Annotated in this window: 22 protein-coding genes; 9 read left to right on the top strand and 13 right to left on the bottom strand. The window is 67.1% G+C overall.

Features of this window, described 5'->3' with window-relative positions; translation table 11 throughout:
* Window positions 1–138: 138 nt before the first annotated feature.
* The 7 genes from KBY66_RS00635 to prfB form a co-directional block, all read right to left on the bottom strand.
* Complete coding sequence (locus KBY66_RS00635) at window positions 139–2,223, bottom strand: bifunctional aldolase/short-chain dehydrogenase (RefSeq protein WP_255087144.1); 2,085 nt, start codon at window positions 2,221–2,223, stop codon at window positions 139–141.
* Window positions 2,220–2,987 carry an MBL fold metallo-hydrolase gene (locus KBY66_RS00630; protein WP_255087143.1) on the bottom strand — a complete coding sequence of 256 codons (768 nt, stop codon included), beginning with the start codon at window positions 2,985–2,987 and terminating at the stop codon, window positions 2,220–2,222. Before KBY66_RS00630 ends, KBY66_RS00635 begins: the two co-directional genes overlap by 4 nt.
* A gap of 41 nt (window positions 2,988–3,028) precedes the next feature.
* Window positions 3,029–3,625, bottom strand: coding sequence for an anthranilate synthase component II (locus KBY66_RS00625; RefSeq protein WP_255087142.1), 597 nt, complete (start codon window positions 3,623–3,625; stop codon window positions 3,029–3,031).
* 23 nt (window positions 3,626–3,648) lie between these two features.
* Complete coding sequence (locus KBY66_RS00620) at window positions 3,649–4,098, bottom strand: diacylglycerol kinase family protein (RefSeq protein WP_255087141.1); 450 nt, start codon at window positions 4,096–4,098, stop codon at window positions 3,649–3,651.
* Window positions 4,099–4,163: 65 nt separating this feature from the next.
* A complete protein-coding gene (gene ybeY, locus KBY66_RS00615) occupies window positions 4,164–4,730 on the bottom strand; it encodes an rRNA maturation RNase YbeY (RefSeq protein WP_255087140.1) in 567 nt (188 codons plus the stop codon).
* On the bottom strand, window positions 4,727–4,936 hold the full coding sequence (locus tag KBY66_RS00610; RefSeq protein ID WP_255087139.1) for a DUF3285 domain-containing protein: 210 nt from the start codon (window positions 4,934–4,936) through the stop codon (window positions 4,727–4,729). Before KBY66_RS00610 ends, ybeY begins: the two co-directional genes overlap by 4 nt.
* A gap of 17 nt (window positions 4,937–4,953) precedes the next feature.
* Window positions 4,954–6,079, bottom strand: a protein-coding gene (gene prfB, locus KBY66_RS00605) for a peptide chain release factor 2 (RefSeq protein WP_255087138.1) whose coding sequence is annotated in 2 segments (ribosomal slippage) — window positions 4,954–6,003 and window positions 6,005–6,079 — 1,125 coding nt in all. Because the reading frame shifts where the segments join, the coding sequence is not laid out codon by codon here.
* Between the two features lie 89 nt (window positions 6,080–6,168).
* Here prfB and grxC point away from each other — a divergent pair.
* Both grxC and gshB read left to right on the top strand, forming a co-directional pair.
* Window positions 6,169–6,444, top strand: a complete 276-nt coding sequence (grxC, locus tag KBY66_RS00600; RefSeq protein ID WP_255087137.1) for a glutaredoxin 3 — start codon at window positions 6,169–6,171, stop codon at window positions 6,442–6,444.
* Window positions 6,441–7,460: a glutathione synthase gene (gshB, locus tag KBY66_RS00595; RefSeq protein ID WP_399224613.1), complete on the top strand. Its 1,020-nt coding sequence runs from the start codon at window positions 6,441–6,443 to the stop codon at window positions 7,458–7,460. Before grxC ends, gshB begins: the two co-directional genes overlap by 4 nt.
* On the opposite strand, the gene KBY66_RS00590 is transcribed toward gshB, so the two are convergent.
* Entirely contained in the window at window positions 7,432–8,844 is a 1,413-nt protein-coding gene (locus KBY66_RS00590) for an isochorismate synthase MenF (RefSeq protein WP_255087135.1), read from the bottom strand. The genes gshB and KBY66_RS00590 overlap by 29 nt on opposite strands.
* Before the next feature lie 73 nt (window positions 8,845–8,917).
* Here KBY66_RS00590 and menA point away from each other — a divergent pair, with 73 nt between their 5' ends.
* The 3 genes from menA to KBY66_RS00575 are packed head-to-tail and all read left to right on the top strand — an operon-like array spanning window position 8,918 to window position 12,062.
* Window positions 8,918–9,883: a 2-carboxy-1,4-naphthoquinone phytyltransferase gene (menA, locus tag KBY66_RS00585; protein WP_255087401.1), complete on the top strand. Its 966-nt coding sequence runs from the start codon at window positions 8,918–8,920 to the stop codon at window positions 9,881–9,883.
* Window positions 9,865–10,857, top strand: coding sequence for an o-succinylbenzoate synthase (locus KBY66_RS00580; protein ID WP_255087134.1), 993 nt, complete (start codon window positions 9,865–9,867; stop codon window positions 10,855–10,857). Before menA ends, KBY66_RS00580 begins: the two co-directional genes overlap by 19 nt.
* Window positions 10,854–12,062 carry an AMP-binding protein gene (locus KBY66_RS00575; RefSeq protein WP_255087133.1) on the top strand — a complete coding sequence of 403 codons (1,209 nt, stop codon included), beginning with the start codon at window positions 10,854–10,856 and terminating at the stop codon, window positions 12,060–12,062. Before KBY66_RS00580 ends, KBY66_RS00575 begins: the two co-directional genes overlap by 4 nt.
* Before the next feature lie 13 nt (window positions 12,063–12,075).
* Here the strand turns inward: KBY66_RS00575 and KBY66_RS00570 are convergent, their stop codons facing one another.
* Entirely contained in the window at window positions 12,076–12,525 is a 450-nt protein-coding gene (locus KBY66_RS00570) for an acyl-CoA thioesterase (protein ID WP_255087400.1), read from the bottom strand.
* 277 nt (window positions 12,526–12,802) lie between these two features.
* Between KBY66_RS00570 and KBY66_RS00565 the strand changes: the two genes are divergently transcribed.
* Window positions 12,803–13,495, top strand: a complete 693-nt coding sequence (locus tag KBY66_RS00565) for a hypothetical protein (protein ID WP_255087132.1) — start codon at window positions 12,803–12,805, stop codon at window positions 13,493–13,495.
* 447 nt (window positions 13,496–13,942) lie between these two features.
* The gene (locus tag KBY66_RS00560) at window positions 13,943–15,109 is read left to right on the top strand and encodes an SAM-dependent methyltransferase (protein ID WP_255087131.1); all 1,167 of its coding nucleotides are present in this window, start codon (window positions 13,943–13,945) and stop codon (window positions 15,107–15,109) included.
* A gap of 18 nt (window positions 15,110–15,127) precedes the next feature.
* Here the strand turns inward: KBY66_RS00560 and KBY66_RS00555 are convergent, their stop codons facing one another.
* Window positions 15,128–15,487 (bottom strand): DUF2752 domain-containing protein, encoded by a 360-nt coding sequence (locus KBY66_RS00555; RefSeq protein ID WP_255087130.1) that lies wholly within the window; start codon window positions 15,485–15,487, stop codon window positions 15,128–15,130.
* 77 nt (window positions 15,488–15,564) lie between these two features.
* A complete protein-coding gene (locus KBY66_RS00550) occupies window positions 15,565–16,749 on the bottom strand; it encodes an NAD(P)H-quinone oxidoreductase subunit H (RefSeq protein ID WP_255087129.1) in 1,185 nt (394 codons plus the stop codon).
* Window positions 16,750–16,797: 48 nt separating this feature from the next.
* Between KBY66_RS00550 and rsmH the strand changes: the two genes are divergently transcribed.
* Together rsmH and KBY66_RS00540 are read left to right on the top strand one after the other, a co-directional pair.
* Window positions 16,798–17,697, top strand: coding sequence for a 16S rRNA (cytosine(1402)-N(4))-methyltransferase RsmH (gene rsmH / locus KBY66_RS00545; protein ID WP_255087128.1), 900 nt, complete (start codon window positions 16,798–16,800; stop codon window positions 17,695–17,697).
* Window positions 17,694–18,260: a DUF456 family protein gene (locus tag KBY66_RS00540; protein WP_255087127.1), complete on the top strand. Its 567-nt coding sequence runs from the start codon at window positions 17,694–17,696 to the stop codon at window positions 18,258–18,260. Before rsmH ends, KBY66_RS00540 begins: the two co-directional genes overlap by 4 nt.
* Here KBY66_RS00540 and KBY66_RS00535 read toward each other — a convergent pair.
* Together KBY66_RS00535 and KBY66_RS00530 are read right to left on the bottom strand one after the other, a co-directional pair.
* Window positions 18,235–19,386: a cysteine desulfurase family protein gene (locus tag KBY66_RS00535; protein WP_255087126.1), complete on the bottom strand. Its 1,152-nt coding sequence runs from the start codon at window positions 19,384–19,386 to the stop codon at window positions 18,235–18,237. The two genes, KBY66_RS00540 and KBY66_RS00535, sit on opposite strands and share 26 nt — an antisense overlap.
* A 1,015-nt stretch (window positions 19,387–20,401) precedes the next feature.
* The gene (locus KBY66_RS00530; RefSeq protein ID WP_255087125.1) at window positions 20,402–22,069 is read right to left on the bottom strand and encodes a peroxidase family protein; all 1,668 of its coding nucleotides are present in this window, start codon (window positions 22,067–22,069) and stop codon (window positions 20,402–20,404) included.
* Window positions 22,070–22,271: the final 202 nt, after the last annotated feature.

The following is a 22,271-nucleotide window of genomic DNA, read 5'->3' as shown; positions in this document are numbered from 1 at the left end:
ACCAGAGTCAAAGTCATCAGAGTCAAAGGGCCCTCGATCCGAACAGCCGCCTGGGTCGAGGCTGCCTGGGGCGCTGTGGAGGTTGGTCCCACGGCCCCCGTTTCGTTTTGGTCAGTTTTGGCCTGCCGGTCAACGCCCCTATCGCACCATCGCCGCCACATTCCCCCCATCCACCGTCAGCAACGCGCCAGTGGTGCGCTCCATCCGGGCCAGGGCCACGAAGGCGTCGGCCACATCGGCCGCGCGCACTTCCTGACCCAGCAGGTTGCCGCCCATGTAGGTGGCCTCACTGACGCCACGGGCCGCGGAACGTTGCCGGATCATGGCGTCGTCAAGCAGGCCGGAGCGGATGCGATCGGCATTGATCCCATTGGCGCGGATGCCCTCGCAGCCCCCCTCGAGGGCGTACTGGCGCATCAGGGCCAGCAAGGCAGCCTTGGCGATGCCGTAGGCGCCGAAGCCGGGGCCGGGGTTGAGGGCCTGCTTGCTCACGTTGAACAGCAGCTGGCCACCGAAGCCCTGGGCGCGGAACGCGGCCACCGCCGCCTGGGCCACGGCCTGGTGGGCGAAGAGGTTGAGCTCGAAGCTGGCCCGCAGGTCGGCGTCGGGCAGATCGGCGATGGCGCCGGTCCAGGCGGCGCCGGCATTGCTCACCACGATGTCGAGGCCGCCGAAGTGGGCGCACGCCGCCGCGAAGGCCTGCCGCACCGCGCTGGGATCGGTCAGGTCACAGCCAATCCCCAGGGCGCCGTCGCCACCGCCAGCTGCGATCGCTTCGGCGGTGGCGACGGCCGCAACCGGATCGAGATCCAGCACCACCACCACGGCCCCCTGGGCGGCGAAGGCGCGGGCGGTGGCGGCACCGATCGCCCCCGCCCCACCGGTGACCAGCACCACCTGGCGGGCCAGGGGCTTCTCGCTGCCCTTGCCGAGCTTGGCCTGCTCCAGGCTCCAGTACTCCATGTCAAAGGTGTCGGCCTCGTTCACCGGCGCGAAGCGGCCCACGGCTTCCGCGGCCAGCAGGGTCTGGGCCCAGGCCTCGGCCACATCCGCCACCACCGCCGCATCGGCGGCGGATTTGCCGATGCCGACCAGGCCCAGACCCGGGATCGCCACCAGGCGTGGCAGCGGATCGAGTGGCTTTTTGACGCCGCCGGCGCGGGCGTTCTGACGGCTGAAACAGTCCTTGTAGCGCTCGATGTAGGCGGCCAGGGCCTGCTCGATCTGGGCAGCTCCTGGATCGGCGGGCAGCACCAGCGGGAACGCCTTGGTGCGGATCACATGATCCGGTGTGGCGACGCCGCGGCGGGCCCAGTCGGCCAGGCGGGGATCGTTCACCACCGAGAGCGCCAAGGGGGTGCCGCGCAGCGCCAGCAACCAGCGGGCCGGGGCCCCTTCCGCCTCGGCGGCCCGGCCCAGTGCACCGCGCAGCACCGGCAGCAACACCGCCGCCCCATCGGCGGGCTCCGGCACCGGCGCTGGTTGGCTCTGGGGTTTGGCGCTGTGCGCCTGGTGAATGCGTTCCTCGGCCTGCCGCACCAGCGCAATCATCCGTCCGTAGCTCTGCCTCGCCGTGGCGCCGAAGGAGAACAGGCCGTGCTGCAGCAGCACCATGCCTTCGAGCTCCACGCCGGCGGCACGGGCACGGGCCTCAGCCTCCTCGTAGGCCGCCGCCGCCGCCAGCGCCAGAGCGAAGCCGGGCATCACGTAGGGCACCAGCACCACCCGATCGCCATACACCTCGCGGCAGACCGCCGCCCCATCGGGCTGGTCGGCCAGGGCCAGCAGGGCGATCGCGTGGGTGTGGTCGACGAAGGTGTGGGGCAAAAAGGCATGCAGCAGCGCCTCCACCGACGGGTTGGGGGCGACCGGATCGATCAGGTTCTGGCGCTGGGCCGCAACCATGTCCTCGTCGCTGAGGGCGGCCAGGGCCCGCAGGGCGCGCAGGGGTTCAAGCCGCACCGCCGGGTGGCCCGGCGGCTCGATCGTGGCCAGGTCCCAGCCGGAGCCCTTCACGCACAGCACCGGGATCGTCTCGCCCAGCAGGCCGGTGACGGTGGTTTTCACCGAGGTGTTGCCGCCACCGTGCAGCACCAACTCCGGGTCGGCGCCGAGCAGGCGGGCCGAGTAGGTGCGCAGGGCCAGGTCTTCGCCGATGCCCTGGGCGCCGTAGTGGGCGATGGCGGCAGCGGCGTCAGCTTCCGACCAGCGGTTGCGGATCACCGCAGCACCTGGATCGAGGTGGCATCACTCAACGGGGCGCCCAGGCTGAGCGTGCGGCCGGGACGCTGCACCGGAGTGCCTGCCATCGCATCGAGGAACGGTTGGACGCTGCCCTGGTCACACTGGGCCGGAGCCTTGCCGCTCACGTATTGCACCGGGATCACCCGGCGCGGCTGAAGCTCCTTCACCACCGCAGCAGCCTCGGCTCCGGTGTACACCTTGGCGCCGCCACCCACGCCGATCACCAGCACGTCGGGCCGGCCGAACAGCACCCGATCTTCCGGCCGCAGGCTGGCTGCCGTGCCGCCGAGGTGGGCGAACTCAAGGCCGCCTTGCTTCCAGCGCCACGCCGTGGCCTGGCCGAAGCGACGGCCGCCAAAGCGGTCGTGGGGAACGGACACGCCCTCCAGGCTCAACCCGGCCACCCGGTAGGACCCCGGTGTGACCAGCAGGCGGCCATTGGCCACCGCCGCCCCCTCATCGGGCAGACGACTGCTGGCCAACACCACATCGGCCTTCACCCGAGGCTCTGCCAGCCCGGCGGCACAGGCCACCGCCTTGAACGGATTCAGCAGCACCGTGGCCCCACCGCCCTGGATCAGCAGCGCCCCGTGGCCGTAGCTGGTGATCGTGACGCCACCGCTGGCCTGGCCGGCGCCCGGACTGGCCAGCCCCAGGCCGGTGATCAAGGCGGCGATGGTGCCCACCGCGGCGACCTTCGCAAGGGGTCTGGAGGGTGCCGAAGGCTTGGCGTCGTGGGCCATGGGCGCGGTTGCGCCCTGCCGGCGCCTGGATTGGCGCGAACCTAGCAGCGCTCCGCCTGGTCGAGAAAATTGGCCAGCAGGTGATGGCCGCCTTCGGTGAGCACGCTTTCGGGATGGAACTGCACCCCCTGCAGGAGGGGGTGGTGGCGGTGACGCAGGCCCATGATCGTGCCGTCGGCAAGCCAGGCGGTGATCTCCAGGCAGGCAGGCAGGCTCTCCCTCTCGGCGATCAGGCTGTGGTAGCGGGTGGCGGTGAGGGGACTGGGCAGCCCGGCGAAGACCCCTTCACCGCCATGCAGCACCGGCGAGGTCTTGCCATGCATCAGCTCTGCCGCCCGCACCACCCGGCCGCCAAACACCTGGGCCAGGCACTGATGGCCGAGGCAAACGCCCAGGATCGGCACCGCCGGGCCCAGCTCCCGCAGCACCTCCAGGCAGACCCCGGCCTGGTCGGGATCGCCGGGCCCCGGCGAAATCAGGATGGCGGCGGGAGCAAGGTCGCGGATCTGATCGAGGCTGAGCTCGTCGTTGCGGATCACCCGCAGCTCAGCCGCCAGCGGATGCTCAGCCGCCAGTTCACCCAGGTATTGCACCAGGTTGAAGGTGAAGCTGTCGTAGTTGTCGAGAACAAGCAGCATCGATCAGGGCGTGGGCCTGCCCATCAAAGGCCCAGCGCCACCAGCAGCGGCGGCAGAAGCAGGAGAAGGGCAATCGCCAACGAGGCGAGGGCGGCCACCAGCACCGCCGCCGCCGCGCAGTCCTTGGCGATGCGTGCCAAGGGGTGGAAGCGGCGGCCGATGGCCAGATCCACCACCGACTCGATCGCCGTGTTGATCAGCTCCAACACCAGCACGGCGGCAACGGTGAGAACCAGCACCGCCAGGCGGTCGGGGCTCAGACGCAGCCATATCCCCAGGCTGAACACGAGCACACCCACGACAGCATGGATGCGGAAATTGCGTTGGGTGAGAAAGCCGTGAGCCAGGCCCTGGGCCGCATAGCGAAGGCTGAGGGGAAGGTCGCCGGCCACGCGCCAGGAACCGCCGCGACGCCCCCGGGGGCGGATGTCGTTGGCCAAGGGGACGGGATTGGACGGGGAAAGCGATGTCATTCGGACTTGCTTTCGAGCCTGCGTCCGAGATTACCGCCGGTTTCCGGTCCTGCCCTGATTGTCCGTCAGTGCGCACAGGTCAGCAGCTGCTCCTGGCGGGCCAGCATCGCCTCCAGGCGGGCCTCCGTCGGGTGATCCCAGCCCAGCAGGTGAAGCAGGCCATGGCTGGCCAGCCAGGTGAGCTCCCGCTCCAGGCCCAGGCCCGCCGCCGCGGCCTGACGCGCGGCCGTCTCCAACGAGATCACGATGTCGCCCAGCTCCAGGGGTTCTCCCTCATCACCATCCCCCGGCCCGTCGGCGTTCGGATGGGGCCTCGGCATCGGCGGAGCCCCATCGATGCCGTCGTCACCAGCGGCGAAGGCCAACACGTCGGTGGGCCCCTCAATCTGCCGCCAATCGGCATTCAACACGGCGATCTCGGCATCGCCGCAGAGATTGAGACCCAGGCTGTAGGACGGCGCCCGCAGGGAGGCCGGCATCTCGGAGGCCACCTCCATCAACCAACGGCTGAGAATCGCCTCCCAGAGAGCCACCCCGGCGAGGGGATCGCCATAGGCCGCCGCTTCGCCCAGCAGGGAGGGGTGCAGGCTCCCTTCCACCGTGAAGGACAGATCGAGAACCGGCGCGCTCATTGGGGCAGGCTCGGTCGGCCGAACCAGGCCAGCACAAAGAGCACCACGCTGAAACCCACGGCGGTGAGGCCAAAGTGAACCAGGCTCTGGCGGCCCTTGCGCACCATGTTGCGCATCGCCAGCTTCGTGAAGCTGGGCGGCGGGCTGGCCGCAGGCTCAGTGGCCGTGGCGCTGCCTTGATCAATGGGGCTGCTGCTGTCAGTCATCAGGGAGTGGTCAGGGCTCAGGCGGCCCCATCGGCGGCGATCTCCACACCCTGGCGCAGCAGGGCCTGGATGAACGGGTCGAGGTCGCCGTCCATCACCCCCTGCACGTCGGTGGTTTCCACGGCCGTGCGCAGATCCTTCACCATCTGGTAAGGGTGGAACACGTAATTGCGGATCTGGTTGCCCCAGGCGGCCTCCACCATGTCGCCGCGGATGTCAGCGATCTCGGAGGCCCGCTGCTCCTGGGCGATCACCATCAGCTTGGCCATCAGCAGCGCCATCGCCTTCTCCTTGTTCTGGAGCTGGGAGCGCTCCTGGGTGCAGCGAACCGCCAGGCCGGTGGGCACGTGCAGGATGCGCACTGCCGTTTCCACCTTGTTGACGTTCTGGCCGCCGGCGCCGCCGGAGCGGGACGTGGTGATCTCCAGGTCCTTGTCGGGGATGTCGAGCTTGACGTCTTCGTCGAGCTTGGGCATCACCTCGACGCCGGCGAAGCTGGTCTGGCGCTTGTCGTTGGCGTTGAACGGCGAGATGCGCACCAGCCGGTGGGTGCCCTTCTCGTTGCGCAGGTAGCCGTAGGCGTAGCGGCCGTCGATCTCGATCGTGCAGCTCTTGATGCCCGCCTCCTCCCCTTCCGAGAGTTCATCCACGGACACCTTCATGCCGTGGTCCTCGGCCCAGCGGGTATACATTCGCATCAGCATCAGAGCCCAGTCCTGGGCGTCGGTGCCGCCGGCGCCGGCGTTGATCGAGATCACGGCACCCTCCTTGTCGTAGATGCCGCTCAGAAGCCGTTCCAGCTCCCAGCGGTCGAGGGCGGCCTTGAGCTTCTGCAGGCCGTCGTTGGCTTCGGCCAGCAGGTCTTCGTCGGGGTCGAGGCCGTAGAGCTCCAGGGTGGCCTGGCCATCCTCAATCGCCTGCCGCCAGCCCCCCAGTTGTTCCAGCTGGGCCTTCACCTCATCAAGCTGGCGCATCTGTTTCTGCGCGCATTGCTGGTTGTCCCAGAAGCCGCTCTGGGAGGCCAGCTGTTCCAGGTCCTGCTGGCGGGCGTTCAGGGCCGGTACGTCAAAGACAGTCCTGGGCATGGCCCAGGCGGTCGGTGAGCTCGGAGAGGTCGCGTTTGAAGTCGGTGAGATCGAGCACCGGTGGGGCGGAATCAGTGGGATCGACGCTACCAGTGGGCCCGTTGCCGGGCCGCTTCTAGGATGAATGGATTGCAAGGCACCGGCGGGATGGCAGCCAACACCGCGGCGAAGGTCGAGATCTATACCTGGCGTTTCTGCCCCTTCTGCATCCGCGCCAAGGCCCTGCTCGACCGCAAGGGGGTGAGCTACGAGGAGTACGCCATCGATGGCGACAATGCGGCGCGTGCCGCGATGAGCGAGCGGGCGGGGGGCCGCACCAGCGTTCCCCAGATTTTTGTCGATAATCTGGCCATCGGCGGTTGCGATGAGCTCCACGGCCTGGAGCGCGCCGGCCGGCTCGACGCCCTGCTGCAGGGAGCCTGACGGTGGCGGTTGGCTCCGCCGAGGCCCTCGAGTCCCAGCTCTTCATCGTGGATCCGATCCAGCGGCTGCGGCCGGCCAAGGATTCCAGCGTGGCCCTGATGCAGGCCGCCCAGCGGGCCGGTCAACAGGTGTGGGTGGCCACCCCGGCCGATCTCTCCGTCGCGGGCCAGTCGTCGTCTGCCCCGGAGAGAGGGCCTGTCGCCTTGGTGCGCGCCCAGCCTGTCACCCTCGCCGACATCCAGCCCACACCGTCCGGTTGGCGGGTGCCCGAGCCGTGGCTGGAGCTGGGTGAGTCGCATCTGCTGCCCCTGAAGCACTTCCCGCGGGTGTGGATGCGCAAGGACCCGCCCGTGGATGAGGCCTTTCTCTATGCCACCTTGCTGCTGGAGCTGGCCGAGCGCCAGGGGGTGCGGGTGCTCAACAAGCCGGCCTCGCTGCTGGCCTGGAACGAAAAGCTGGGTTCCCTCCGCTTCAGCCACCTGATGGCGCCCACCCTGGTGGCCAGCAACGTGGAGCAACTGGCCACCTTCACGGCCCTGCACGGCGCCGTGGTGCTCAAGCCCCTGGGCGGTCGCGCCGGCCAGGGGGTGGTGCGCACCGATGCCGCCGCGCCGGGGTTGCGGGCCCTGCTGGAACTGGTCACCAACCAGCAGCAGCTGCCGGTGATGGTGCAGGCGTTCCTGCCGGCCGTCACCGCAGGCGACAAGCGCATCCTGCTGGTGGATGGCGAACCGCTCGGCGCGGTGAACCGAAAGCCAGCTCCTGGAGAATTCCGAAGCAACCTGGCCGTGGGCGGCGCGCCGGAAGCCAGCGAGCTAACGGCCGTCGAGCGGGTGATCTGCGCCGAGCTGGCCCCCGCCCTTCAGGAGGCCGGCCTGTTCTTCGTGGGCATCGATGTGATCGATGGCCGCCTCAGCGAGATCAACGTGACCAGCCCCACCGGCGTTCGGGAGATCGAGCGGCTGGGGGGCATTCCCCTGGCCGACCTCACCATGGAGCGTTTGCTGAGGGGCTGAGCGGCAGGTTGAGCTGCTGTTGCAGCACCCCCAGCTTCAGGGCCACCTCCTGCAACTCCCGCTCCGGATGGGAGCCCCGCACCAGGCCGGCGCCGGCGGTGAGCTCCAGCTGGTCGCCCTTGAGGCGGCCGCTGCGGATCGCCACCCGCAACTCGGCGTCACCGGCGCTGTCGATCCAGCCGATCGGGGCGGCGTAATGGCCCCGCTCGAACACCTCCAGGCTGCGCAGCCAGGCCATCGCCTCGCGGCGTGGCAACCCCGCCACTGCGGGGGTGGGATGGAGCGCCGCCGCCAGGGCGAGAGGGTGCTGCCCCCCCAGGGCCGCCGTGATCGGGGTGTGCAGGTGCACCAGCTGGCCGTGCCGAGCCAGGCGCGGATGGCGGGGACGGCGCGGCGCCAACCCGGCCTCGGCCAGCACCCGGGCGATTGTTTCGACCACCAGCGCGTGTTCATGGCGGTCCTTGACTGAGGCGGTGAGCCCCTCGGCCGGCTCCCCGAGCGGGGCAGTGCCGGCCAGGGCATCGCTGCGCAGCTGGCCCTGGCGCACCGCCAGCAACCGCTCCGGCGAGGCGCCGATCAGGGCCTCGCCGGCCCGTTGCTGCCAAAGGAACCGGCAGCTGCCCGGCTGGTGCACCCGCAGATGGCCGAGCAGGTCGAGCGGGTCGAGGGCCCGGTCCAGCTGCAGCTGCTGCCTGACGGCCAGCACCAGCTTGCGCAGGGAACCGCCTTCGATCAGCTCCAGCGCCCGTTGCACGGCCTGGCGGTAGCCAGGTTCCCAGCGGGAGCGGCTGGCGATGCTCGGACCTCGCTGCCGGGCCGGCTCGATCCCGGAGCTGGCGTCGGGTTGCTCGAGGGCCCGGGCCTGCTCCCACAACTCCTCCGCCACCGCCCGGGCCGTGAACGCCCCCCCGAGGGTGCGCTGCAGCCGCAGCCAGCAGTGGCGCCCCTGGCGACTCAGCTGCCAGCGGGGCAGCACCGCCTGCACCCCCGGCACGCCCGTGCCCTCCTGCAGGGGGCTGTCGAAAAAGGAGAAGGCCAGCAGGATGCGGGGCCTCCCCAGGGGCGGGCAGCCCTGGGGCTCCGACACCAGGCGGCTGAGGCTCACGGCGCTGAAGCGCTGGGCCAGCTCGAAGCGGCGCGGCCCGCTCAGCTCCAGGCTGTTGGTGGCGCCAGTGGCTGCCAGGCACAGACCCGGCGCCCCATCCCAGAGAAAGCGGAAGCGCTGACCAGCACCGAGCCGGGGCAGCAGGGTCAGGGGGTCGAGCTGTTGCTGCGCAGCGGGATCACCCAGGGGCAAGGCCAGGCTGAGCACGCCCTCCTCCTCCAGCTGCCGCTCGGCCTGGGCGGCGGCGGTCAGAAGCTCGCTGAAGGAGGGGGAAACCATGCCGGAGGCTTGGGCCGGAAGCGAAGGCTGCTCAAATGTATGGGGCCTCCCCATGTCACCGCCCGCTCTGCCCATGTCCGACCCCCAGGTCGTCGCAAGCCGTTACGCCACCCTGGCTCCGGCCCAGCGGCAGCTTTGGAGGGCGGCGATTAAGTGGCCGATGTACTCAGTGGCGGTGATGCCGGTGCTGCTGGCGGCCGGCTGGTGGATCGGGCAGGGGCAGCCACCGCGCTGGGACCAGCTGGTTGGTTTCCTGGTGGCGGCCGTGTTGTTGCTGGCCTGGGAAAACCTCGCCAACGATGTCTTTGATGCCGATACTGGTGTCGACCGCGACGGCAAGCCCCACTCGGTGGTGAACCTCACCGGCCGCCGCGACCGGGTGGCGCTTCTGGCCAACGGCTGTCTGCTGGCGGGCTTGGCCCTGATCAGCTTGGTGGCGGCCCGTAGCAGCCCGGCGGTGCTGGCCCTGGTACTGGCCTGCTGCGGCATCGGCTACGCCTACCAGGGTCCGCCGCTGCGGCTGGGCTACCGAGGCCTGGGGGAACCGCTCTGCTGGCTGGCCTTCGGCCCCCTGGCCACCGCCGCCGCCCTGCTGGCGCTGGCGCCGGCTGGCGCCGGGCAGGCCGGGGGGATCCCCTGGCGGGCGGCGCTGCTGCTGGGCAGCGGCCCGGCGGTCGCCACCAGCCTGGTGTTGTTCTGCTCCCATTTCCACCAGGTGGAAGAAGACGAAGCCCATGGCAAGCGCTCGCCGGTGGTGCGGCTGGGCACGGCAGGGGCGGCGGCCTTGGTGCCCTGGTTCGTGGCGCTCACCGTTGCCTTCCAGTGGGCGCCGGTGCTGCTGGGCCGCTGGCCGCTCACCGCCCTGCTGGGGGCGGTTGGCCTGCCGCCGGCCCGCGCCTTGATCCAGTTGCTCCGCGACCATCACCACGATCCCGAGCGGATCACCGGCAGCAAGTTCCTGGCCCTGAAGTTCCAGGCCCTCAACGGATTGGGCCTGGCCTGCGGGCTGGCGGTGGGGCCATGGCTGAGCCGCTGGTGAGGCTGGCCTGGCGGCCCTTCCGGCTGCCACTGGCGCGGCTGCTCGTCACCGCCCAGGGCACCATCGCTGAAAAGCGCGGCTGGCTGCTGCGGCTGGAATGGGAGGGTGCCCTCGGCTGGGGGGAGGCGGCGCCGTTACCGGTCCGGGCCGCCCTGGAGCAGGAGCGGCTGGGGGAACTGGCTGCAGCGATCGAGGCCCTCGGCAGCACCCTGCCTCGTCAGGCGCTGGAGGCGATGCTGCCGGCCTTGCTGCCGGAGCTGGGTTTCGCGCTCGGCATGGCTCTGGGGGAGGCCGATGGCCTGGTGGGCGCCCGTGCCGGCGGCTGGCTGCCAGCACCGTCCTCGGCGGTGTTGCTGCCACCGGGACCAACCGCGATCACGGCGATGGAGGCGGCCCTGGCCAGCGCAGGGCCGTTCAGCGTCAACCCATTCACCGCCAAGTGGAAGGTGGCCTCCCTCGACGACGCCCTCGAGCGCAGGGTGCTGGAGGAGGTGCTGCTTCTGCTCCCAACCCAGGCCCGCCTCCGGCTCGATGCCAACGGTGGCTGGAGCCGGGCCACCGCCACCGCCTGGGGCGATCGGCTGGCGGACGAGTTGCGCCTGGGGTGGCTGGAGCAGCCGCTTGCTCCCGAGGATCAGGCCGGCTTGGAGGCACTGGCGGCACGGCTGCCAGTGGCGCTCGATGAGTCCCTGCGCCAATCCCCCGCCCTGCGCCAGAGCTGGCCCGGCTGGCAGGTGCGGCGGCCGGCCCTGGAGGGCGATCCACGGCCGCTGCTGGCCCTGCTCCAGGCCGGCACACCACGGCTGATGCTCAGCACGGCCTTCGAAACCGGCATCGGCCGCCGCTGGCTCCACCACCTGGCGGCGCTGCAGGCCCAAGGCCCCACCCCCGCGGCCCCGGGCCTGGCCCCAGGCTGGACGCCCGAAGCCCCGTTGAGCAGCTTGAATCCCGAGATTGCGTGGGAGGCGGCATGACAGCCGCGGAGCAGGCCGTCGAACTGGAGCGGCTCTGGGGCGAGGGGGCCGTGGTGGCCCTGGCAAGGCCCGAGGAACGCGACGCCCTGGCGAAAGCCCTGCCCGTGGACATGGAACCCTTGCGCCATTGGGGCCCCGCCGTGCTGATCGGCAGCGGCGGCAGCGGCGGCGGGCGGCGCTGGTGCCTCCAGCCCCTGGAGCACCTGCGCCAGTCGGCCGAAGCGACCGGGGCCTGGCTGCGCGCCGTCGGGATCGATCCTGCCGGGACGGTGCTGGTGAACCCCTTGCCGCTGCACCATGTCAGCGGGCTGCTGCCCCTGGTGCGCAGCCGCCTCTGGGGCGTGCCGCTGCACGGGCTCTCGGCGGAGCTGATGCGTCAACCCGGTGCCCTGGCGGCCCGGGTGATCCTGCCGCCGGATCGGCGGGCCCTGCTCTCGCTGGTGCCCACCCAGCTCCAACGCCTGATGGCCGATCCAGCCGGCGTGGCGTGGCTGCGGGGCTTCGCGGTGATCTGGGTGGGAGGCTCTGGCCTGGCCCCAGCCCTGGCGGCAGCCGCCAGGGTGGAGGGAATCCGACTCTCCCCCTGCTACGGAGCCACGGAAACCGCGGCGATGGTGGCGGCCCTGCCCCCGCCGGCGTTCCTCGCCGGCCGGCAGGGTTGCGGCCATGTCCTGGCCGATGTGGAGCTTCGCCTTGATGCCACCGGCGCCATTGAGGTGCGCTCAACCCGCCTCAGCCCGGGCTGGCTGAGCGACGACGGTTCCGGGCTGCAACCGCTGGGAGGCCCGGACGGCTGGTGGCGCAGCGGCGACGCCGGCCGCCTTAATCCGGCTGGGCTGCAGGTGCTGGGCCGGCTGGATGGCGCGATCCAAAGCGGTGGCGAAACGGTGTTCCCTGACCAGGTGGTGCAACAGCTCAGGCCATGGCTTAGCCGCGCTGGGCTCCATTTGAGCGAGCTGCTGCTGCTGCCTGTGGCCGATGCGGAGTGGGGTCAGCGGCTGGTGGCCCTCTACCGAGCCGACGGCATCGCCGAGCCGCCGCTCCAGCTGCTGATGGAAGCCGCCCGCCGGCTGCCCCCGGCCCAGCGGCCGCTGCGCTGGATCGCCTGCCCGGAGCTGGAGCGCAATGCCCTGGGCAAATGGGAGCTGGGCCGCTGGCGGACCTGGCTGGATCGGCTCGATCACCGCAACAACCTGGGCGACTGAACCGAAGCAGACCTCAGGCCTGGCCAGCGGACGCTCCAACCACCGCCGGCAAACCGGACTGCTGCAGCCAGCGCTCGATCGGGGCCGGCAGCGGGCAGCGGCGACGGCTGCCGGTGTCGATCGCCAGGTGGCGGGTGAGGCCCCGGGCCACCTCCTGACTGTCGCCGGTGCCGCGCTGGAAGGCGTAGCTCACCTCAAAACGCCCCGGGTCGAGACGCAGGGGCGACAACCGCACAGACAGGCTGTCACCGCAGACCAGGGGCCTCAGGAAATCTGCGCTGCAATGGATGATCGGCAGCGCTACAGCCACACTGCCGTTGGGCGTGGGGAACAACACGGTGGCAGGAATTCCGAACAGCTCCAGGCTTTCCTCATAGGCCTCATGGCACCAGCGCAGCAACTGGTGAAAGTGCATCACCCCGGCGGCGTCGGTGTCACCGAAGCGAACGGTGCGTTGCAGCATCAGCCAGGGTGTGGCGTCGCTCAAGGTGTCGCCAGGGTCGAGGGGTTGTCTCAGTCAAGCGGAGCGTCGGTCGGCACGCTGAGCATCGGCAGTGGATCAAGGCGCCCATTGTCGTGTCAGTCGTCGTGTTCCGTGTCGTGCAAAACCTCCCGTCAATCCGAACACCGAACTTCTTACCTCTTCTTCATCGAATCGGGCCCTCTTCCGCACCCTGGTTCGTTTGGCGCTGGTGAACAGACAACATCCGGTAGATTTCAATTCGTTTGCTCCGGGGTCAATGGATGATCGGATTGCCCCTGGCCCTCCCACCCTCAACAAGGCCTGGTCGGCGTTCCTGGCCCATTTCCCGGCCATTCTGTTGATCTGGGTGGCCTCGATCGCCATCGCCGCCATCGGCGCCGTTGTCCATCTCCTCCTGTCCATGCTCGGCCTTGCCGCGGCCGGCGGCACCGACCCTGACACTGCCGCCGCGGTGGGGCTGTTGCTCGGCCAGATCGGCCAGGTGCCCTTCACGATCCTCTCCAGCCTTGTCGGGGTTCTGCTGATCGCCGTGCCTGCGATGCATTACGCCACCGGTGAGATCATCACCCTGAGGCAGGCCTTTGCCGTGCTGCTGAAGCGGCCCTGGCGCTATCTGCTGGCCGGCGTCCTGTTCTCCCTGGCCACGGGCATCGGCTTGTTGCTCTGTGTGCTGCCTGGCCTGGCGGTCGCCCTGACGGGCCCGATCTACGTGAACAAGATCTTCAACACGGAGGCCACCGTGCTGGAGGCCTTCTCCTCCTCATTTCAGGTCGTGTATCGAAGCCCCGCGGGACGCTCCTTCGTGGGCCTTCAGCTTCTGGTCTGGTTGATGGTCGCGCTGATCACCCTGTTCACCTGTGGTCTGGGTGCCTTGGTGGCGGTTCCTGTCAGCACCTTCTATGTGCAGAATGCCGCTTACGCCAAAGGCTTGATTCGGGCCAAGATTTGACCTGGTCACTGGCTTGAGGCTGACCCTGTCCGATCCCCCTCCCCGGGGCTGAGCAAACCCTCGAAGACCCCCTGGTCCTGGACCCCCCATCTGATCGGCTGGCCGGCCACCCTCATTGACATGCCCGATATCAATCCCGGTATCCTGCGCGGGCCCCAGCCCCTCGGATCGTCGCTGCTGGAGTGGCTGAATTGAAGGATCGGGTCCGGGTGGTCGGCAGGGGGACAGCAATCCTCCTGGCTGATGATGGCTGGCCTGATGATGAAAACAGGTGTCGGTTTCCTGACCTGCTGGTCAGAGCGCGTTTTGAAAGCAAAGCTTTGAATGGGCCTTGAACGGCATCGGCGGGGGCAGGGAGGGGACTCGGATTCATCCGCACAACTCAGCACAACTCCGGCTTTCCCCGCAGAGCTCGGTCTTCCATTCCTGCTCTTGAGGCATTTGGTGATGGCACAATCGATTGTTGATCCCTCTGGAAACCTCCAGGCAGCTTCACCATCTGGAGACCTCCAGGCGATTTCGGCCGAACCCCGAGGCCATAAAACAAGCAACTTCCTATCCTACAGAAGCACCCGTCTGATGGCAGGCGCCTTCAACCAGGCCCAGATGGCCATGGCGGAGGCCTACATCAACGGCCTTGAAATCCCGGACTCCCTCTTCCGGGGGATGGTCCACGCCACGATGCCGATGCTGTTTCGCCGCTTTCCTGGTCTGCTGGCACCCTACGAATGGGTGCTGGAGGAATCCGATCAGATCGCGGAATCATCCAGGGAGTTGATGGACATTCAGTATGATCGCCCCCAGGAGATGCTGAATCGCATGCTGGGCGATTGGGAGCCCATCTATCCGAAGTACAGCATGGGTTACTGGGAGAATGGCGCCAGAGATCTGGAGGAATCGCAGCGGCACATGATTGATCAGATGATCGAACGGCTGGGCATTGTGGATGGCGATAATCTCCTCGACTTTGGCTGCGGGTGGGGCTGCGTTCCCAATTACATCCTTTCCAAGTTTCCCAACCTGCGCTGCACAGGGGTCAACCTGAGCCGACAACAATGTGCCTACATGCGGGGGAAGATGAAGGATCCGAGCAGTTCTTTGAGCTCAGGAAGGTTCACCCTGGTTGAGGGTGACATCAATGACGTGGAGTTCCCGGAAACGTTCTCCAAAATCATTTCCGTGGGGGTCTTCTGCCATGTCGGCAATCTGACTCAGGCCTTCAGGAAGTTAGCGTCATTGCTGCAGCCCCAGGGGAAAGTGTTGATTCATATCATCACCGTTCGAATTCCAAATAATATGTCCTCAGGCTTCACGCACAAGTATATTTTTCCCCACGGCCGCTACTGGAATCATGATGCTGTGCCCAGCCACAACCAAGACTTGAAAACCATTCAACGCTGGTACATGAATGGAACCAACTACCACCAGACTCTCACCACCTGGCTGAATCGGTTTGATGCCTCACAGGATGTGGTCAGCCATTTGGACTATGGCATGGACTATGCAAAGTTTCGGCGCATGTGGCGATTCTATCTCCTGTTACTCGGAACGATCTTTGCCAGCTGCGATGGCGAATACAACGGAAATGGTCAATACTTGATGACCCACGCGTGAGCCTGTGCTCGGCAGGTTCTAGATGTGCGGAAAGGCGGCGATGCCGACCCCATAGGTGAGGCCCATCCGCCCAGCCCAGTAGAGCAGCAGCAGCCCGGCCACCAGAACCAGGTGGCTTCCCTTCAACGCCTCCGGCAGCAGCCGCCGGGTCCACAGGGCCTGCACCGACCACGCCAGCAGGGCGGCGGCGGCGATCGGCCCGAAGGCATGCAGCTCCACCGACTCACCAAACCGGCCATTCAGGGCCGCAGCCGTGGCCCGGGTGAGGAAGCAGGTGGGGCACGGGATCCCGGTGAGTGCCCGCAGGGGACAGCTCAGGCCTGGCAGGGCGGAATGCCAACCTTTCAGCCAGAGGTAGCCCGTGAGTCCCGCAGGCAAGGCAATGGCGCACCGGCGAAGCTGATCGAGCCAGCGCTGGCGCCGACCATGCCCCCTTTCACGGCTGCGGAGAGCGCTCAGCGATCCACCGATCCCATGATCACATCGATCGAACCGAGGATCGCCATGATGTCGGCCACTTTGGCGCCGGTGAGGATGTGGGGCAGGATCTGCAGGTTGTTGAAGTCCGCGGCGCGGATCTTCCAGCGCCAGGGGGTTACGTCGTCGTTGCCGATGATGAACACGCCCAGTTCCCCTTTGCCGGATTCCAGCCTGGCGTAGAGCTCACCTCCAGGAATCTTGAAGGTGGGGGCCACCTTCTTGGCGATGTACTGATAGTCGAAGCCAGAGGATTCGCCACCTTTGCCTTCCAGCATTCGCTTGGCTTCCAGGCTCTCGGTGGGGCCACCGGGGATGGCCTTGGCCGCCTGCTTGAGAATCTTCAAAGACTGACGCATTTCCTCGATCCGCACCCGGTAGCGCGCGTAGCAATCACCCTCGCTGGCGGTGGCCACCTCCCACTCGAAATCGTCATAGCACTCGTAATGATCCACCTTGCGCAGGTCCCAGGGCACCCCGGAAGCGCGCAGCATCGGCCCCGAGAGACTCCAATTGATGGCCATTTCGCGGCTGATCACGCCAAGGCCCTGAATCCGCTTCTTGAAGATCGGGTTGTTGGTGATCAGCTTTTCATACTCATCAATCTTCGGGCCAAAGTAGTCGCAGAAATCGAGGCATTTCTCCAGCCAGCCGTAGGGCAGATCTGCGGCCACCCCGCCGATGCGAAAGTAGTTGTTGTTGATCAGCCGCTGGCCGGTGGCCGCTTCCCAGAGGTCGTAGATCATCTCCCGTTCGCGGAAGATGTAGAAGAACGGCGTCTGGGCGCCCACGTCCGCCAAGAAGGGGCCAAGCCAGAGCAGGTGGTTGGCGATGCGGTTGAGTTCCAGCATCAGCACCCGGATGTAGCTGGCCCGCTTCGGCACGGGGATGTCGGCCAGCTTCTCGGGGGCGTTCACCGTGATCGCCTCGTTGAACATGCCGGCGGCATAGTCCCAGCGGCTCACATAGGGCACGAACATCACGTTCGTGCGGTTTTCGGCGATCTTCTCCATGCCACGGTGGAGGTACCCGATCACCGGCTCGCAGTCCACCACGTCCTCGCCGTCGAGGGTCACCACCAGCCGCAGCACCCCGTGCATCGAGGGGTGATGGGGGCCGAAGTTGACCACCATTGGCTCGGTGCGGGTTTCGAGCTGCGTCATGGCGCCGGGCGGCAGGGGAAGGATTGGCCGGATCTTAGGAAGGAACCCATGGTTCAGTCGTTCGATCACCATCCGGTTCTGCAGGAGCCGCTGCGCCAGGCTTTTGCAGCGATGGGCGGCGGGCTGCTGATCGATGCCACCGTGGGCGGCGGCGGCCACAGTGCCCTGTTGCTGCAGGACAACCCGGGCCTTCGCCTGATCGGCCTCGACCAGGACCCCACCGCCCTGGCCGCCGCCGCCGAACGGTTGGCCCCCTTCGGGGGGCGGGCCCGCCTGCTGGCCACCAACTTCGCCGCCTTCGAGCCGGCAGCCCAGCTCACGGCCGCCGAGGCGGCGCTTCCGCTGCTCGGGGTGCTGGCCGATCTCGGCGTGAGCAGCCCCCAGCTCGACCGGCCCGAGCGGGGCTTCAGCTTCCGCGCCGACGGACCACTGGACATGCGGATGAACCCCGCAACCGGTGAAACCGCCGCCGAGCTGATTGATCGCCTCGAGGAAACCGAGCTGGCCAATCTGATCTACGCCCATGGCGAGGAGCGCCTCTCCCGCCGGATCGCGCGGCGGATCGTGGAGCAGCGCCCCTGGCGTGGGCCGGAGCGGGGCACCGCCGCCCTCGCCTACCTGGTGGCGGGCTGCTATCCCCTCCAGGCCCGCCGTGGCCGCATCCATCCGGCCACCCGCACCTTCCAGGCCTTGCGCATCGCCGTCAACGACGAACTGGCCGCCCTGGAGCGGCTCTTGGAGCGGGCGCCGGACTGGCTGGCAGCGGGGGGGCTGCTGGCGGTGATCAGCTTCCACTCGCTCGAAGATCGGCGCGTCAAAACCGCCTTCCTGGCCGATGACCGCCTGGAGCGGGTCACCCGCAAGCCCCTGGTGGCCACCCCCGAGGAAGAAGATGCCAATCCCCGCAGCCGCTCCGCCAAGCTGCGTCTGGCGCGCCGCCTGCCATGACGTCCCTGCCCCCCGTCGATCCCCGCAGCCTGCTCTGGTGGTCTGCCCTGGCCATCCAGCTCATCTCCATCCCCGGGACGTTGATTCCGGTGCTGCCGGGGCTGATCTTCCTGCCGATCGGAGCGGGGCTGTGGGTGTGGACCGTGGGCTGGAGCAGCGCCTGGCCGGAGCTGGGGCTGGCCGCACTGATCCTGCTGCTCGGCTGGGGCGCCGAAGCCCTCGGCCTGGTGCTTGGGGCGGCTCGGTTGCAGGCCACCCGCTGGGCCTACATCGGCGCGGGCATCGGCCTGCTGGTGGGCTTGCTGGGCCTGCTGCCGGCCCTGCCGGTGGGGGGGCCACTGATGGGGGCCCTGCTCGGCCCCCTGGCCGGCGCTTCGTTGGGGGAGCTGATCACCGCCCCCACCTCCCTGGGACCGCTCGGGCTGCTGCGGCTGCGGCGCTCGCTGCTGGTGGGGCTGGCGGTGGTGGCGGGGATGCTGGTCAGCCGGGTGGCTCAGTTCCTGCTGGCCATCGTCGGAGTGGTGGGCTTCGTAATGCTCAGCACGGTGCTGTTGCCGGGCTGAACCTGGCAGTGGCCACGGCCTCCGCCACCGCCGCAATCGCCTGGTCGATCTCGGCGGCGGAGGTGCCGCGCCCCAGCCCGAAACGGATCGAGGCGGTCGCCTCGGCGCGGCTGAGGCCCAGGGCGGCCAGCACGTGGGAGGGGCTGCCACCGCTGCAGGCGGAGCCGCCGCTCACGGCCAGCTGACGGCGCAACTGGCCATGGAGCCGGCTGCCCTCCACCCCCTCGAAGCGGACGTTGAGGTTGTGGGCCAGGCGCTGCTCGACGCTGCCGTTCACCGCCACCCCGCCGAGGGCCTGCAGGCCGGCTAGCAACCGGTCTCGCAGGGCACCAAGCCGGGCCTCACGCTCCTGGCGATCGGCCGTCGCCAGCTCCGTCGCCGCCGCCAGCCCGACGATCAAGGGCACCGCCAGGGTGCCGGCCCGCAGGCCGCCTTCCTGGCCACCGCCGTGTTGCTGGGGCGCCAGGCTGATCCCCTCAGCCATCACAAGGGCGCCGATCCCTTTTGGGCCGTAGATCTTGTGGCCGCTCAGGCTGAGCAAATCGATGCCGAGGGCATCGGGGGTCAGGGGGATGTGCCCGAAGGCCTGAGCTGCGTCGCAGTGGAAAGCGATGCCGCTGGCGCGGCAGAGCGAGCCGATCGCCGCCAGGGGTTGGAGCACGCCGATCTCGTTGTTGGCGGCCATCACGCTCACCAGGATCGTGTCATGGCGAAGGGCGGCCACCAGGGCGCCGAGGTCGAGCAGGCCGTCGGGCTGCACCGGCAGAACGGTGAGATCGAAGCCCTGGCCTTCCAGATAGCGAACGGTGTCGAGCACGGCCCGGTGCTCCGTGGCCAGGGTGACCAGGTGGCGGCCCCGGTGCCGACGCGCCTCCGCCAGCCCCTTGATCGCCAGGTTGTTTGCCTCTGTGGCGCCGCTGGTGAACACCACCCGCTCCGGCGCCACCGCCAGCTGGGCTGCCAGCACGCCGCGGGCCCGCTCCACCGCCGCCGCCGCCTCGAGCCCCGGACGGTGCACTCGGCTGGAGGGGTTGGCGAACTGGGTGCTCCAGTAGGGCGCCATCATTTCCACGACCGCCGGGTCGCAGGGTGTGGTGGCCTGGTAGTCCAGGTAGGGAATCGTCACGGGCTCGTCGGGGGCGGTGAAGACGGGACGGAAGGTCGCCTAAGCCCACTCTGCCTTGTAGCAGTGGGCGCCTCGGTTCAAGACCCGGCGGTGTTGAACCAAAGCAGAGGCGACTGGAACGTGTTGCTCTGCCGCGAAGCCGGAATCAAAAAGAAGCAATGGATCCAATTCATTGCTTCAGCAGATGAAGCAGCCCGGGAGGATGTGACGTTTGTTGCCGTGACTACGGCAAGGAAGCAATCTAAGGCCTAAAAATGCATCTAATCTAAGTAACGACTATGGGTGTAAGCTGCGCTGATATGTTCAGAATTGCTCATCGACTCGCGCTTGCGGGGAGGGCTTGTCTCGGTTTGGTAGCGTTTTGAAGCCTGCTTCGGCCGTAAGCGTTACCGTTGGCGGAACTTCATTTGAGGTGACGTTCGTTAAGACCAGCCTTTCTTCGACCCCTATTTTATTATCCACTCCCGCCGACCGTGGGCATTTGCCTTGCTGGCGCGACCCAGTTATTGCTAGGGATTTTGCCTCACCAGTCCAGGACTCTTCAGGCTTCCCTGTTCAAGCAAACGGCAACGGATTCAACCAAGACAATGGGGCAGCAGTGAATCCTGTGTTTTCGTATGAAACGGAGGGAGGTGGTGTGGACCGGTAGGTTTCTGTGGTTTGGGCCCTTGGATTCATTGACCCAACTCCCCCTTTCAGTTCCATTGTTGGCGGTTTCGGAGTTTTCCCCGGTGTGGGATCTGCCAGGAACCCCAACGATCTTGTTACCAATTACGCCGTTGCGACCCAATCCACACCCGTCCCCCGCCCCCTGCCCCGTTGCTACGGGCTGGCAAAAACAACGTTCTGATCACAGGCCCCAGATCCAGCAGAACGTGATGCCGATCTAGGCTCAGGGATGAAATCTCCTCAGCGCCGCCGCCACCGACCGAAGCGAGCAGCATCGGATTTGTTTTGGCGCGATCCTGTCCAATCCACTGGTTTCATCCCAATGGCTCTTGCCATGATCCCAGCACTAAACCGACACCCCAAGCGTGGCGCGGAACTCGGAGCCCACAGGGAGATTGCGGGCCACCAGATCCTCAAATGTCTTGGTGATCGCGATCTGCTCCAGTCCATAGGTCGTGAGCGTTTCGGGGGTGTGAATGTGTGTTGAGAGCAGCGGATTGGTATAGATCTGCGTGAAGGCGTCGTAAGCCACCATCTTCAGCATCAACAGGCCAAACAGGGCTCCCTGCGACGCTTCTTCGGCAAACAGGCCCACCACAAGTTCCAGCTGATCGATGGATCCATAGAGGTGTGCAAGCCGATCGGCAAGATCGGTGTTGCTGGTGAGCTCGCTGAAATCCTTGAGCGGAGAGAGTTGGAAGTGTTCTCGGTAAGCGTTGTAGTTCTGCAGCCTGAAATCGCGGCCCATCTTGATGGTTTGATACTCCGATCCCATCAGGAAGCTCGGATTGTTGCCCAGCCCGATTTTGCCCGCAGGTTGTGCTGAGGCATTGTTGATCAGGCTGGCTACGCCGAGTTCCTCGAGCAGGGCATTGTTCCAGCGGAACTCGTTGGCACTGACGTTCGAGCCATTCACCGTGAGTTGATCAGGCACCAACCCGTGCCAGCGATACAGGAGATCGAATTCCAGGGCAATCCAGTTGGTGCGGTACCAGTTCTGCTGTTCGGCAAAGGTGTGATCAAGCAGAAAAAGCTTGTGGCCGGCAATGTGGTTGATGTAATCCTCAACGGTTAACTTCAGCAGGATGCAGATGTTGATCATCCGCGCGGTCTGAAACAATCGCTCGTCGTCCCAGCCCGAGCAATCAGGCTCCTGAGCCAAGGCGGTGCACAGGCGGTTGTGCTCGCGCAGAAAGATCAGGCTCAGCGCCACATAACCCACGGAGGAATTTCCCCGCTCCAAACCGGTTGCATAGAGGCGATCCAGCCGACCCTCGAACTCAGATTCCGTGAGGCTGCCAGGCGCGAAGCTGCCCTGCAGCGATGCTTTCATCCATTCGGTGTTGCCGTGGGGATGCAGGCCGCACCCCGGAACTGGATGGCCCGCTTGATCCCCAGCGCACCGATAAATCTTCTTGACCTGCCAAGCGCCAGCCTGATCGCGCTCGCCCAGATAATCCGGGAACTCCTGGCCATCGATCAGCTGTGAGCGCAGCCGGCCCTTGCTGCCGCTGCGCAGGCAACGGGCCTCCTGCTCGCTGAGCCCATAGATCTGACAGAGATCAACATCGTGGTTGGAGGTGTTCTTGCGACGATCCCTGGGATCAATCCGAAGCACGCTGTCGGTGAACCACTGGGCAAAGAACAGGAACAACACCGAGGATCGATCGGTGCGGATCACCCCCTCACCGAGCTCGTTGCTGGGACGCTCGAACAGGCTGGTGATCGATCCCCACTGCTTCGTTTCGCGGTTGTAGGGAAGATCCTGAGGCAAGGACTGAATCGAAGCCTTGCTGGCTGGAGCTAGGTGACGGGCGGAAAAGGTGCGGTCCGTGAGCGCTGGCCAGGAGGTGTACTCCGAGATCGGCCCATAGCTCTGCGGCGCCCCATCCTGTGCTTGATCCGCCCCATCCCCTGCCTTCACCGGCGACCACAGGCTGAACGGTCTGGGCCGTGCCGTGGTGGAACGGGCAATCGCATTGGTGGCGAATCGGTTGATCAGCTGAGCCAGCACAGGTATGGAATGAGCCCAGGAGAGAAACTGCCTCAGGTGTTGCGAACGCAGAAGAAGTGTGAGGATCATCACCGAGTTTTTCGCTTGGATCAATCTAATTCTGAAGATCGTTCAGCCCCACTCCTGACATAAAACCACACCTTCATTCCTCGAAGTCAGTGGAAGAATCTCATGCTGGAGCGAGCCATCCTTCTCCACACGA

The organism is Synechococcus sp. Tobar12-5m-g (genome assembly GCF_024345415.1).
GTDB lineage: Bacteria > Cyanobacteriota > Cyanobacteriia > PCC-6307 > Cyanobiaceae > Regnicoccus.
The sequence above is the reverse complement of the archived record's forward strand: the minus strand, read 5'-3'. Positions and strand labels throughout refer to the sequence as shown.